We start from the raw sequence: 12,587 nt of genomic DNA, 5'->3' as shown, positions 1-12,587 counted from the left end.
GAAGTCTCTGGTGGGCCGGTTTCCCGGCGTGGTGTCTTTACCAATGGTAGCCGCCCGGCACGCCGGACCCGGCAGGGCCCGCCCTGCCGGGTCCGGTGCAGGGCGGCCTGCCGGTCAGCTGCGTATGTGTCCGTCGCCCTGCACGATCCACTTGGTGGTGGTCAGTTCCGTCAGGCCCATCGGCCCCCGGGCGTGCATTTTCTGGGTGGAGATGCCCACCTCGGCGCCGAGTCCGAACTGCCCGCCGTCGGTGAACCGGGTGGAGGCGTTGACGATCACGGCCGCCGAGTCGATCTCCGCGATGAAGCGTTCGGCCTGGGCCAGGTCATTGGTGAGGATGGCCTCGGTGTGGCCGGTGGACCAGCGCCGGATATGCTCCAGCGCCTCATCCATGTCGTCGACCATCGCGACGGCGAGGTCGAGGTCCATGTATTCGCGGCCCCAGTCCTCCTCGGAGGCCGGCACTGATTCCGCCCCGTCGGGCAGCAGTGCGGCCGCCCGCTCGTCCACGTGCAGCCGGACGCCGGCGCCGGCCAGCGCGGCGAGCACATCCGGGGCGGCGGCGGCGTCGCGGTGCAGGAGCAAGGTCTCCACGGTGTTGCAGACGCTGGGCCGCTGGGTCTTGGCGTTGAGCAGGATCGGCACCGCCATCTCGGCCGGGGCGGAGGCGTCCAGGTAGATGTGGACGTTGCCCTCCCCCGTTTCGATGACGGGCACGGCGGCGTTGGCCACCACGGTCTGGATCAGGTCACGGCCGCCGCGGGGGATGAGCACGTCGACCTTCCCGCGCGCCTTCATCAGCACGTTGGCCCCGCTCCGGCCGTACTGGTCGATGCTCTGCACCGCGTCGGCGGGCAGGCCGGCGGCCTCAAGGGCGTCACGGATGATCTCCACCAGCACGGCGTTGGTGCGTCCGGCCGCGCTGCCGCCGCGCAGGATGACCGCGTTGCCGCTCTTCAGCGCCAAACCGGCGATGTCCACGGTGACGTTGGGACGGGCCTCATAGATGGCGGCCACGACGCCGAGGGGCACGTGCACCTGGCGCAGCCGCAGTCCGTTGGGCAGGGTCTGTCCGCGGGCCACGGTGCCGACCGGATCCGGCAGCCCGGCGAGCATCTTCAGGGCGTCGGCGAGCCCGCCGATGCGCTCCGGCGTCAGGGTGAGGCGGTCCAGCAGGGCGGCGGAGGTCCCGTTGCTTCGCCCCGCCTCCAGGTCCTGGGCGTTGGCGGCAAGGATGCGGTCCTGGCCGGCCAGCACGCGGCGGGCGATCTCTTCCAGGGCCGCGTCTTTGCGCGCACGGGTGGCTCGGGCCAGCCTGCGCGAGGCGGTGCGGGCGGCGTCGGCGACGGCCAGCACCCCCGCTTCAATGCCGTCGGCGCCCTCGGCCGGTTCGCGGGTCTCGAGTCCGTCGGAGGCGGCGGCGGCTTCCTCGGCGGCGTTTTCGGCTGCGGCTGTGGAGGTGTTCACGGTCATGCTCCCAGTCTAGTTGGCGGTCGGTGCGTCGGCGGGGGCAGGCGCGGCATCCGGCAGGCCCGCCGGCTGACGGGAGGGGTTGTCCGGGGCCGCCGACAGGGCATCGGCGTGCCGGCTGCCCGGCAGCACCACGAGGTCGTTCACGTGCACCACCGCCCGGTCATAGCTGCGGCCGCGTTCCTGCGAGAGTTCCCGGGTGGAACGTCCGAGCATGACGGGCAGTTCGTCGGAACCGTAGTTGGTCAGCCCGTGGGCGACGACGACGCCGCGGCTGTCCGCCAGGGCCACCGGATCGCCGGGCTCGAAGCTGCCGCGGACCTCGGTGATGCCGGCAGCCAGCAGCGAGCGGCGCCTCTGAGCGACGGCCTTGACCGCGCCGTCGTCGAGCACCAGGGTGCCGCGGATGCGGGCCAGGTGGGCAAGCCAGAGCAGCCGGATGGGCTGGCGCCGGCCGCGGGTGCTGAACCAGGTGCCGACGTCCTCGCCGGCCAGGGCAGCCGCGGCATTGGCGGTGGAGGTGACCAGCGCAGGAATGCCTGAGGCGGCGGCGATGGTGGCGGCCTCGACCTTGGTGACCATCCCTCCGGTCCCGGTGCCGGCACGGCCGACCTTGCCGATCCGCACGTCCTCCAGGTCCTTGGGGCCGGTGACCTCCGGGATGCGGACGGCGCCGGCGGACGGCGGGCCGTCGTAGAGGGCGTCGACGTCGGAGAGCAGGATCAGCGCGTCTGCCTTCACCAGGTGCGCCACCAGGGCCGCGAGGCGGTCGTTGTCGCCGAACCGGATCTCATGGCTGGCCACCGTGTCGTTCTCGTTCACGATGGGCAGGACGCCGAAGTTCAGCAGCCGCTCCATGGCCCGGTGCGCGTTCGTGTGCGTGGAGCGGCGCATCAGGTCCTCCACGGTGAGCAGCACCTGGCTGACGGTGACGCCGTGCCGGCTGAAGAACTCGTTGTAGCGGGCCATGAGCAGGCCCTGGCCCACACTCGCGGCGGCCTGCTGGGTGGAGAGGTGGCTGGGCCGTTTCGTCAGGCCCAGCGGGGCCAGTCCGGCGCTGATCGCCCCGGAGGAGACGAAGATGATCTCGGTGCCCTGTCGGTGGCGTGCGGACAGGACGGCGGCCAGCTGCTGGAGCGCGTCGTCGGAAATGCCGCCGGCCACCGAGGTCAGGGAGGAGGAGCCCACCTTGACCACGATGCGGCGGGCACGGGCCAGCCCGGCACGGGACTTCAAAGGGCGGCGCTTCTCCGGTACGGCCGTCGCGGCGGCGGCGGCGGCGGGCGCGGGTGCTGTCTGGTCTGTGTGTGCGTTATCAGTCATGACCAGACCAGCCTATGCCCCGGCTCCGGGGAGCCGGGGCATTGTGAAGCCTAGTCGTCCCCGTCCGCTGCCCCGCGGTTCAGGGATTCGGTCCAGATCCCGGCGCGCCGCTCCTCTTCCAGCTCGGCCCGGGCCGCGGCGCGGGCGTCCTTGCGCTGCTGGTAGTCCTCGCGCTTTTCAGCGCGGGTGGGCCGGGAGAAGTCTTCGATGCGGATGTCCGAGCCGCGCGGGGAGGCGGCCAGCAGCTCCGCCCCGGCGGCCATGGTGGGCTCCCAGTCGAAGATGACGGCGTCATCCTCGCCGATGACCACGGCGTCTCCCGGGGTGGCGCCGGCCTTGAACAGCCCGTCCTCCACACCCAGCTTGGCAAGCCGGTCGGCGAGGTAACCCACGGCCTCGTCGTTGGTGAAGTCCGTCTGCTGCACCCAGCGCACCGGCTTTTCGCCGAGGACCCGCCACAGCGGCTCCAGGTTGCGCTCTTCGCGCCGGATGGTGAAGTCCTTCTTGTTGACCGCCCGGGGGCGCAGCACCTCCGGCTGCACCTTGACCGGCGCCACGCTGCGCTGTTCGCGGGCCTCACGGACGATCCGCGCCATGGCGAAGCCCAGCTCGCGCAGCCCTTCGTGGCTGGCGGCGGACACCTCGAAGACCTGGTAGCCGCGGCTTTCGAGCTCCGGGCGGACGTATTCGGCCATCTCCCGGCCGTCCAGGGTGTCGACCTTGTTCAGCGCGACCAGGCGCGGCCGCTCGTTCAGCGGCACCGCTTCACCCTCGGCGTAGGACATGTCCACTTCGTACTTGCCCAGTTCGCCCTCGATGATGTCGAGGTCGGTCAGCGGGTCGCGGTCCGTTTCCAGCGTGGCGCAGTCCAGGACGTGCACCAGGGCGGCGCATCGCTCGACGTGGCGGAGGAAGTTGTGGCCCAGGCCGCGGCCCTCGGAGGCGCCTTCGATCAGGCCGGGCACGTCCGCCACGGTGAAGCGGACATCGCCTGCTTCGACGACACCCAGGTTCGGCACCAGGGTGGTGAACGGGTAGTCGGCGATCTTGGGGCGGGCCGCGGACATGGCGGCGATCAGGGAGGACTTGCCGGCGGACGGGAAGCCGACCAGGGCAATGTCGGCGATCGACTTCAGCTCGAGGATAATGTCGCGTTCCTCGCCCGGCAGTCCGAGCAGCGCGAAGCCGGGGGCCTTGCGCTTTTGGGAGGACAGGGCGGAGTTGCCCAGCCCGCCCTGCCCGCCGGCGGCGGCGATGAACTCCGCCCCTTCGCCGACCAGGTCGGCCAGAACCTCGCCGGAACGGGACTTCACCACGGTGCCCTCGGGCACGGGGAGCACCAGCGGCTCCCCCGTCTTGCCGGCGCGCCAGTCGCCCATTCCGCCGCCGCCGTTGCCGGCGTGCCGGTGCGGGGTGTGGTGGTAGTCGAGCAGGGTGGTGACCTGGGGATCCACCCGCAGGATGACGTCCCCGCCATGTCCGCCGTTGCCGCCGTCGGGACCGCCGAGCGGCTTGAACTTCTCGCGCTTGACGGACACGCAGCCGTGACCACCCGTACCGCCGGTTACGTGCAGTACAACACGGTCTACAAAGCTGGCCATAGTTCTCCTTCAAGGGCCTGGGGGGATAACGCCAAGTCTACTCGGCTTAAAACACGACGGGGCGGGCCATTCGGCCCGCCCCGTCGACAAAGCTGGAAGTGGATTACTCCGCGGCAGCTGCCACGATGTTCACCACGCGGCGGCCACGACGGCTGCCGAACTCAACTGCGCCCGCCTCGAGGGCGAACAGGGTGTCGTCACCGCCACGGCCGACGCCGGCGCCGGGGTGGAAGTGGGTGCCGCGCTGGCGGACGAGGATCTCGCCGGCCTTGACGACCTGGCCGCCGAAGCGCTTCACGCCGAGGTACTGTGCGTTCGAGTCGCGGCCGTTGCGAGTAGAGCTCGCACCTTTCTTATGTGCCATTTTCTATGCCTGCCTTTGCTCTGGCTGAACTGGAAACCGGGTGCCGGCGGACCGGCAGCGGAATCAGGAGTTGATGGAGGTGACCTTGACCTTGGTCAGTGCCGAGCGGTAGCCCTGGCGCTTCTTGTAGCCGGTCTTGTTCTTGAACTTCTGGATGACGATCTTCGGACCGCGGAGGTTTTCGACGACCTCGGCAGTCACGGTGACCTTGGCCAGGTCCTGGGCGGAGGAGGTGACCTTGTCGCCATCAACCAAAAGCAGGGCAGGCAGCTCAAAAGTGCTGCCGGCTCCACCGGGGACGCGGTCCAGGGTCACGAGGTCTCCAACGGAAACCTTTTCTTGGCGGCCGCCGGCGCGGACAATCGCGTACACCACTTGGGAACTCACTTCTCTCGACGTCTAAATACTTTGGATGCGCTTCCGGCCGGACTCTGAAGGTGATGTCCGGCTGCGCAATGCAGTTACGCCTGACCCGTCTACGGCCGGAAGGCGTTCGCACCGAGGTTCAAGATTACGCTAAGCACTGCGGAACCCGCAAATGCACGGCACACCCGGCGCGCCGCGGAGGGCGGCGAACTGCTTGGGGTACAACTCTATCCTACTTTCGGCCTGCTTCCCGCCGGGCCCCGGCGCCGGGCCGCAGGAGGGCCGCCCGCAGGCAGCAGACAGGCCGCAGGCATGCCGTTAAACGCAGCAGGCGCACCGCCGATGCGGTGCGCCTGCTGCGGCCGGGTCCACGGGGGACCCGGACCGGCTGCCTACAGTTCGGACGCCGGCACGCCCACGCCGAGGATGACCGGCGCTGCGGCCTTCTGCGGCTCCGCGGCGGGCGCCGGTGCATCCTGCCCGGCGGCCGCGACACGGCGGGTACCCTCGCCCGTGGCCTCAGCGGCCGCGGTTTCGATGCGGGCTGCGTCGCCGGAGCCCTGCGGGCTGCTGGCGGCACGACGGCGGCGACGGGCCGGCCGGGCACCGCCGTCGGCTGCGGAGCCGGCCGGGTCCGCGGCAACAGCCGGCTTCGCGGCGGCCGTGTCCTCAGCCGAGGGCTGCCGGCCGGCGGAGGCCGGTTCCGCAGCGTCGTCGGCCGCGGCGGCGGGTGCCGCCGGCTGCTCGGAGCCGCTGCGCGGAGCGACCACGTCGAAGGCTTCGGCGAGGCTCTCCAGGGTCAGGGCAGGCTCGGCCGGCGGGCGGCGGCGGCGCTCACGACGCGGCACCACGACGGTTTCGCCCTGAATCCGCAGCACCGGGCCCTCGGCCACCGGCGCCTCGTCCCCTGCAGGCTCCCCGGAAGCGTCTGCGGAGGGCTCAGGCGCCGGTGCATCCGCTGCGGGGGCGGCTGCATCGCGGTCCCGCCGCCGGCCGCGGCGGCCGCGGTCACGGCGCCCCTCCGGCCGGTCGGCGTCGCCGTTGCGGTCGGCATCGTCCCCGCGGTCCTGTGCCTGCTCGGCGGAAGGCTCGGCGGAGTCCTGCTCCTGGCCGGGTTCATGCGCAGCGGCTGCTGCCGCTGCGATGGTGGCCAGGGCGGCCCGGGCAGCGGCGGCCTTGGCCTTGGCCTCCGGGTCTTCGGCCTCGGCCTTCGGCTCGGCATCGGCCTGGACGGGCTGGGCCGGCGCCGCGACGGGCTCCTTGCGGCCCTTGCGCCGGCGGTCGCCGCGGGACTGCTTTTCCTGCTTCAGGTGGTGCTGGTGGTTGTCCTCCGAGACGGCATGCCGGCGGTGTTCCACCGGAACGTCCTGGGTGACGACGCCGCGGCCGTCGCAGTGCTCGCAGGTCTCCCCGAAGACCTCCAGCAGGCCCGTGCCCATCCGCTTCCGCGTCATCTGGACCAGGCCGAGCGAGGTGACCTCGGCCACCTGGTGCTTGGTGCGGTCCCGGCCCAGGCACTCGACGAGGCGGCGCAGCACCAGGTCACGGTTGGCTTCAAGGACCATGTCGATGAAGTCGATGACGATGATGCCGCCGATGTCGCGCAGCCGCAGCTGGCGGACGACCTCCTCAGCGGCCTCAAGGTTGTTCTTGGTGACGGTTTCCTCAAGGTTGCCGCCGCTGCCGGTGAACTTGCCGGTGTTCACGTCCACCACGGTCATGGCTTCGGTCCGGTCGATGACCAGCGAACCGCCGGAAGGCAGGAACACCTTGCGTTCAAGCGCCTTGGCGATCTGTTCGTCAATGCGGTGGACGGCGAAGATGTCCTCTTCGGAGGTCCACTTCTCCAGCCGGTCGACGAGGTCGGGCGCCACGTAGGTCACATAGGCCTCAATGGTGTCCCAGGCTTCCTCGCCGGAGACGATGAGCTTGGAGAAGTCCTCGTTGAAGACGTCGCGGACGACCTTGATGGTCAGGTCCGGCTCGCCGTAGAGCAGTTCCGGCGGCAGGGTCTTGGTCGACTTGGACTTGGCCTCGATCTGTTCCCACTGCGCGCGGAGCCGGTTGATGTCATTCATCAGCTCCTCTTCGGAGGCGCCCTCGGCCGCCGTGCGCACGATCACGCCGGCGTTCTGCGGCAGGTGGTCCTTGAGGATCTTCTTCAGCCGCGCCCGTTCGGTGTCCGGCAGCTTGCGGGAGATGCCGGTCATGGAGCCGCCGGGAACGTACACGAGGTAGCGTCCGGGCAGTGAGATCTGGCTGGTCAGCCGGGCACCCTTGTGGCCCACCGGGTCCTTGGTGACCTGCACCAGGACGGAGTCCCCGGACTTCAGCGCCAGCTCGATCCGGCGCGGCTGGCCGTCCAGGCCTGCGGCGTCCCAGTTGACCTCGCCGGCGTACAGGACGGCGTTGCGGCCGCGGCCGATGTCAACGAAGGCCGCTTCCATGCTCGGCAGCACGTTCTGGACCTTGCCTACGTACACGTTGCCGATCAGCGAGTCCTGCTGGGTGTTGGAGACGAAGTGCTCGGCCAGCACGCCGTCCTCGAGGACGCCGATCTGGATCCTGTCGCCGCGCTGGCGGACGACCATCTGCCGGTCCACCGATTCGCGGCGGGCCAGGAACTCGGCCTCGGTGATGATGTGGCGGCGGCGGCCGGACTCGCGGGATTCACGGCGGCGCTGCTTCTTGGCCTCCAGCCGGGTCGAGCCCTTCACGCTGGTCACCCGGTCGGTGGGAGCGGCGTCGGCGTGGGCGCGGGGCGCCCGGACGCGGGTCACCGTGTTGGGCGGATCGTCATCGCTTCCACCGGTGAGCTCCAGGTCCGCCTCGCCGCGGCGGCGGCGACGGCGGCGGCGCGACGTCACGCCGTCCTGGCCCTCCTCGGGCCCGCTTCCGGTTTCAGCGGCATCCGCTGCCGGGGCTGCCTCGGTGTCTGCCTCTGCCCTGGTGCGGCCGCGCCGACGACGACGGCGGCGGCCGGCCTCGGAGGTGTCCTCCTCGGCCTCCTCCTCCGGCTCGGGCGCCTCATCCGCGGGCGTCCGGACCACGGTCAGGTCGGGGGCATGGAAGAGCGGAATGGTCGGGTCCTGCGGCAGGGCGAACGGATCCAGGAAACCGGGTGCCGAACCGGCCTCCCCCGTTGCCTCCTCCGGCTGCGCTTCCCCGGGCTTTTCGTCTGCGGGGGCGGCGGTGCCGGCGTCGGCGTCATCCGCGGCCGGCGTGGCGGCAGCCTCCGCCGCGGGGCTTTCGGCTGCGGCAGCTTCCTTCCGGGCACGTGTGCCGGCGCTCCGCCGGCGGGGCGCCCGGGCGGGCTTCTCCGATGCCTGGCCGTCGGCGGCACCGTCCGTTTCGGCTGCTGCGGCCGGTGCGTCGGCATCGAGGCCGGCGGCTTCCGCGGCAGCGGATCCCGGAGCAGCGACGGTATCGTCGGCGGCTGCGGCGGCGGCAGTAGCAGCCGGATCCACGTCCTGGACTTCGGCGTCGTCGGCCTGGATGCTGCTCTCGGCGGGCTTTGGCGACTCTGCCTTGGCCGAGGCGCGGCGCCGGCGGGTTGTCTTGGCTGGGGCCACGCCCGCGGCCTCGGCCGCGGGTGTGGCCGGTGCGGCGACGGCGTCGTCGGCGGCTGCCTGGGCGGCGGCCGTCGCGGCCTCGGCCGGGGAGGCCTCCCGTTCCGGCTCCCGTGCAGCGGGGGCCGGCTCATCGACGGCGGCGCGGGAGGCGGGAGCGCCGGCAGCGGCGCTGCTGCGCCGCGGCGTCCGGGTCCGCTTCGGCTTTTGGGCCGCGGGTTCCGGAACCGCAGCGGCAGCGGACTCCTGGGCGGCAGGGTCCGCGGCAGAGGTTCCGACGGGCGCCTCAGCGGCGGCGTCGCTGTTCACGGTGCCCTCCGCTTCTGCGGGGCCTTCGGGCGCCACGGCCTTGCGGCGGGTCCGGGGAGCCCGCTTGCGGGGCGGGGCCTTTGCCTCGGCTTCAGCGGGGGCTTCAGCGGGGGCTTCAGCCGGCGCTGAAGCCGTGCCGGCCTGCCCGCCGTCACCCGTCGGTTCGAGTTCCGCTGCTTTTTCTGTTGTGTCTTCGGTAGTCATCTAGCGTGCACTCCGGCCCCTGCGGCACTGGCCACATTCCAATGCCCAGAGGCAATGTAAATCGGCTGGGGCGTCACGGCCCGCCGGAAGTCATCCAATTGCCGACCGGGGCTCGCGCCATCTGCAGGCGCGGTCTCTCCCGACGACCAGCGGCGCTTTTCCTGCTACCGGCACGGAACGCTCTCGTTTCGGCTTGTATCTGGTAGGTCTGCCCGGCGGATCCCCGGCGGCCCACCCGGATTGGTGGGCAGCATGCTCGGGAAGCGTCGCCGGCAGAACCGGAAGCCTGTCGCTGGACCGACGACGGAATGTGGTTCCTCCGTCGGCCACAGCCATTATCTCACAAGCGTCCCTTTTTGGCCCGAGGCCGCGCATAGAATCGGAGAAAACCACCCGGCAGAAGGAGAACCCGTGCCGACGTCACCATCCTCCCGCACCTCGCCGCAGCCACCGGAGGCAGCTGAGCGGCCGGGCGCGATATCCGACCGCCACATCGGCTGGATGATGCTGATTACTTCGGTGGTCGGGTGGGTGGGGTCCGGCATCCTCGTGCTGGAGCGGCTCCGCGTCTACGCGGACGCCGATTACATCACCAGCTGCGACTTCAGCGCGTTCGTCTCCTGCGGCACCGTCTTCGAAACCTGGCAGGCGTCGCTGTTCGGCTTCCCGAACCCGCTGATCGGCATCGTTGCCTTCGCCGTCACCATCACGGTCGGCGTCTCACTGCTCGCAGGGGCGCAGTTCCCGCGTTGGTACTGGGCGGGCCTGCAGGCCGGGGTGACCCTGGGCATGGTGTTCGTGGTCTGGCTGTGGAGCCAGGCGCTGTTCGACATCTACGTGCTGTGCATTTACTGCATCGTGGTGTGGACCGCGATGATCCCGCTGTTCGTGTTCACGACCGTGCGGAACCTGGCGGCCGGTGTGCTGCCGGCCCCGGCCGGGCTCGTGCGGTTCCTGCGCGAGTGGATCTGGCCGATCGTCGTCCTCCTGTGGGTGGCGACGGCGGCGTCGATCTTCTTCCGGTTCCTGCCCGCCTTCGCGGGCTGACATGCTCAGAACCCGCCCGGCCCGTTCCCGTTCCGAGACCCCCCACGGCGCTGGTGGCCGGCGCCACCGGCATCGCGGGGCGAGGGAGCTGGGGATGCCGTTCATCTTCCCCGACTCGGAAACCCAGTGGACCTCCGTTACCGACATGACCGACGCCGGCCTGCTGGCCGAGCACATGCTCTGGGCCGCCACGGACGGGCAGACCGCCAACGAGGCGTTCAACGTGGTCAACGGCGACGTCTTCCGCTGGCGGACGCTCTGGCCCCGCCTGGCGGCCGAATTCGGCGTCGAGGCGGAGGGCTTCGATACCGAACCGCGCCCGTTGGAAGCGCAGATGGCCGACATGGCCGGCCCCTGGAAGGACCTGGCCGCCCGCCACGGCCTGGCCGAGGCGGACATCACCCGGCTCGCCTCCTGGTGGCACACGGACGCGGACCTGGGCCGGAACATCGAAGTGCTGACCGACATGAGCAAGAGCCGGCTGGCCGGGTTCACGGGCTACCGGCGCACCGAGGACGCGTTCAAGGTTCTCTTTGCCCGCCTGCGCACGGAACGCCTGATTCCCTAGCCTGCGGTGTCCGTTCCTGCCCCGGGGCCGGCGGCGTCGATGCCGTCGCCGGCGCTGCCGTCCCCGGCGGCCGGCTGCTGCCCCGAGACGTACGCCAGCACCACCGGAACCTCCTGCCCCGCCCAGGTGGCGGTCAGGGCCGGGGCCTGCACGGCCGGCCCGTCCAGGTCCGGCGCCCGAAGCACGGAGAAGACGAGTCCGGCGGCCGTCAGCGTGGACGCCGGGCCGCCGGGGCCGTCGTCGAGCCCTTCCACGAGGTCCTGGCCTTCGGGATATCCGGTGCCGGTGAGCGCCACGGTCGGCGGCAGGACGTCTCCGTCGGGGGTTTGCTGCTCGGCCTGGTCCTGTCCGTCGAGCACGGCGGCGGCCAGCGCCCCGGCGTAGACCGGGTCCCCCACGGCGTCGTAGACCCAGCGCTGCCCGAGCACGGAGTGGTCCATGGTGCCCAGCAGGAAGGCATCCGCGCCCGCCAGCGGAGCCGCCCGGTAGGTGAGCGGCACCTGGAGGACGGCGTCGTCCACGGACACGAGGTGGGTCTCGATGCCGACCTCGCCTTCGGGGTCGTCCCAGCGGAACGCGGCGACGGGCTGCACGTCGGGCTGCGCCGGGCCGGTAAACCAGCCGGTGCCCGGCAGCCAGGAGGCGATCATTTCGGTCTTGGTCGGGCGCAGGGTCGCGTCGTAGATGAGAGCCATGCCGCCCAGCCTAGGCGAAGCCGCTCATCGCGCAACCCCGCCCACCGTCGGGAGCGACGGCGAAGAGGAAGGGCGCAAAGGAAAAGGCACCCCGCGTCGGCGGGGTGCCTTTTCACAAGCGGACGGTCCGGTTACTTGCCGAACCAGATGCCGATCTCGCGGGCGGCGGACTCGGGCGAGTCCGAGCCGTGGACCAGGTTCTGCTGCACGGCGGTGCCCCAGTCCCGGCCGAAGTCGCCGCGAATGGTGCCCGGGGCGGCGGTGGTCGGGTCGGTGGTGCCGGCCAGGGAGCGGAAGCCCTCGATGACGCGCTCACCTTCGACGACGGCGGCCACCACCGGGCCGCTGAGCATGAACTCCACCAGCGGCTCGTAGAACGGCTTGCCGGCGTGTTCGGCGTAGTGCTCCTCGAGCAGGGTCCGGGTGGCGGCAACCTGCCGCAGCTCGGCCAGCCGGTAGCCCTTGGCTTCGATGCGGGCCAGGATGGCGCCGGTCAGGCCACGGCGGACGCCGTCGGGCTTGATCAGGACGAGTGTGCGCTCGGTGCTCACGTGTTTTCTCCTCGGGTGTCGGGGTCTGCTCCCAGCCTATCCGCTGACGTGGTGCCTTCGGGGCCGGCTGCGGCATCCCGTCCGCTGGCGGCCTGGGCCCGGTCCCATTCGGCCTGCTGCCGGTCCCGCTCCCGGTTCTCCCGGTCCACCCGTGCCCCGGCCCGCAGGCCGTACCACCAGGTGGCGGCGAACAGCACGCCGATCAGGAACATCATCGGTTCCAGGAAGCCGGTAATGATCAGCAGCAGCTGCAGCACCCAGCCCACGGCCAGGCCGGCCGGTTTGGTCAGGAAGGCGCAGGTGCCGATCATCGCCAGCGCCAGGACGAGCCCGCCGCCGATGACCAGCCACGGGTTCAGGGTGTCCCGGTTCAGCCCGAACACCACCAGAGTGGCGAACAGGACCACGAAGGCCTCCAGGGCCAGGACCGTGGAGGCAAACAGCACCTTCGTGGATCGGCGTTTCTTGGGCATGCCCGGGCGCCACTCGCGCTGGGCCTTGGTCAGTTTCGCCATGTCGG

The 12,587-nt window shown here is 71.1% G+C and carries 11 protein-coding genes; 2 read left to right on the top strand and 9 right to left on the bottom strand.

Going from position 1 to position 12,587, the window contains the following annotated elements; all coding sequences use genetic code 11:
• Positions 1-114: 114 nt before the first annotated feature.
• The 6 genes from AC5RUW_RS04880 to AC5RUW_RS04855 form a co-directional block, all read right to left on the bottom strand.
• Positions 115-1,473, bottom strand: a complete 1,359-nt coding sequence (locus tag AC5RUW_RS04880) for a glutamate-5-semialdehyde dehydrogenase (protein ID WP_494159668.1) — start codon at positions 1,471-1,473, stop codon at positions 115-117.
• Between the two features lie 9 nt (positions 1,474-1,482).
• Positions 1,483-2,793 carry a glutamate 5-kinase gene (proB, locus tag AC5RUW_RS04875; RefSeq protein ID WP_494159667.1) on the bottom strand — a complete coding sequence of 437 codons (1,311 nt, stop codon included), beginning with the start codon at positions 2,791-2,793 and terminating at the stop codon, positions 1,483-1,485.
• 50 nt (positions 2,794-2,843) lie between these two features.
• The gene (obgE, locus tag AC5RUW_RS04870; protein WP_494159666.1) at positions 2,844-4,394 is read right to left on the bottom strand and encodes a GTPase ObgE; all 1,551 of its coding nucleotides are present in this window, start codon (positions 4,392-4,394) and stop codon (positions 2,844-2,846) included.
• Positions 4,395-4,497: 103 nt separating this feature from the next.
• Positions 4,498-4,758, bottom strand: coding sequence for a 50S ribosomal protein L27 (rpmA, locus tag AC5RUW_RS04865; RefSeq protein WP_494007223.1), 261 nt, complete (start codon positions 4,756-4,758; stop codon positions 4,498-4,500).
• Between the two features lie 63 nt (positions 4,759-4,821).
• Positions 4,822-5,133, bottom strand: a complete 312-nt coding sequence (gene rplU / locus AC5RUW_RS04860; RefSeq protein WP_494007402.1) for a 50S ribosomal protein L21 — start codon at positions 5,131-5,133, stop codon at positions 4,822-4,824.
• A gap of 383 nt (positions 5,134-5,516) precedes the next feature.
• On the bottom strand, positions 5,517-9,206 hold the full coding sequence (locus tag AC5RUW_RS04855) for an Rne/Rng family ribonuclease (protein WP_494159665.1): 3,690 nt from the start codon (positions 9,204-9,206) through the stop codon (positions 5,517-5,519).
• 411 nt (positions 9,207-9,617) lie between these two features.
• Between AC5RUW_RS04855 and AC5RUW_RS04850 the strand changes: the two genes are divergently transcribed.
• Entirely contained in the window at positions 9,618-10,253 is a 636-nt protein-coding gene (locus AC5RUW_RS04850) for a vitamin K epoxide reductase family protein (protein ID WP_494159664.1), read from the top strand.
• A 94-nt stretch (positions 10,254-10,347) separates the two neighbouring features.
• A complete protein-coding gene (locus AC5RUW_RS04845) occupies positions 10,348-10,821 on the top strand; it encodes a hypothetical protein (RefSeq protein ID WP_494159663.1) in 474 nt (157 codons plus the stop codon).
• Here the strand turns inward: AC5RUW_RS04845 and AC5RUW_RS04840 are convergent.
• The 3 genes from AC5RUW_RS04840 to AC5RUW_RS04830 all read right to left on the bottom strand — a co-directional run bounded on the left by AC5RUW_RS04840 (position 10,818) and on the right by AC5RUW_RS04830 (position 12,582).
• Positions 10,818-11,516 (bottom strand): CG0192-related protein, encoded by a 699-nt coding sequence (locus AC5RUW_RS04840; protein ID WP_494159662.1) that lies wholly within the window; start codon positions 11,514-11,516, stop codon positions 10,818-10,820. The two genes, AC5RUW_RS04845 and AC5RUW_RS04840, sit on opposite strands and share 4 nt — an antisense overlap.
• A gap of 131 nt (positions 11,517-11,647) precedes the next feature.
• Positions 11,648-12,067: a nucleoside-diphosphate kinase gene (gene ndk / locus AC5RUW_RS04835; protein ID WP_494007228.1), complete on the bottom strand. Its 420-nt coding sequence runs from the start codon at positions 12,065-12,067 to the stop codon at positions 11,648-11,650.
• The gene (locus tag AC5RUW_RS04830) at positions 12,064-12,582 is read right to left on the bottom strand and encodes a DUF4233 domain-containing protein (protein ID WP_494159661.1); all 519 of its coding nucleotides are present in this window, start codon (positions 12,580-12,582) and stop codon (positions 12,064-12,066) included. The genes ndk and AC5RUW_RS04830 overlap by 4 nt, the downstream gene beginning before the upstream one ends.
• Positions 12,583-12,587 lie beyond the last annotated feature (5 nt).

The organism is Arthrobacter sp. Y3222053 (assembly GCF_059092805.1).
Note: the sequence above shows the minus strand (reverse complement) of the source record. Positions and strands in the feature narration are given on the sequence as shown.

Coding starts and splice junctions, on each gene's coding strand:
- rpmA (WP_494007223.1), bottom strand. CDS start 4,758: ATGGCACATAAGAAAGGTGCGAGCTCTACTCGCAACGGCCGCGACTCG.
- AC5RUW_RS04845 (WP_494159663.1), top strand. CDS start 10,348: ATGCCGTTCATCTTCCCCGACTCGGAAACCCAGTGGACCTCCGTTACC.
- AC5RUW_RS04855 (WP_494159665.1), bottom strand. CDS start 9,206: ATGACTACCGAAGACACAACAGAAAAAGCAGCGGAACTCGAACCGACG.
- proB (WP_494159667.1), bottom strand. CDS start 2,793: ATGACTGATAACGCACACACAGACCAGACAGCACCCGCGCCCGCCGCC.
- AC5RUW_RS04830 (WP_494159661.1), bottom strand. CDS start 12,582: ATGGCGAAACTGACCAAGGCCCAGCGCGAGTGGCGCCCGGGCATGCCC.
- AC5RUW_RS04840 (WP_494159662.1), bottom strand. CDS start 11,516: ATGGCTCTCATCTACGACGCGACCCTGCGCCCGACCAAGACCGAAATG.
- AC5RUW_RS04880 (WP_494159668.1), bottom strand. CDS start 1,473: ATGACCGTGAACACCTCCACAGCCGCAGCCGAAAACGCCGCCGAGGAA.
- obgE (WP_494159666.1), bottom strand. CDS start 4,394: ATGGCCAGCTTTGTAGACCGTGTTGTACTGCACGTAACCGGCGGTACG.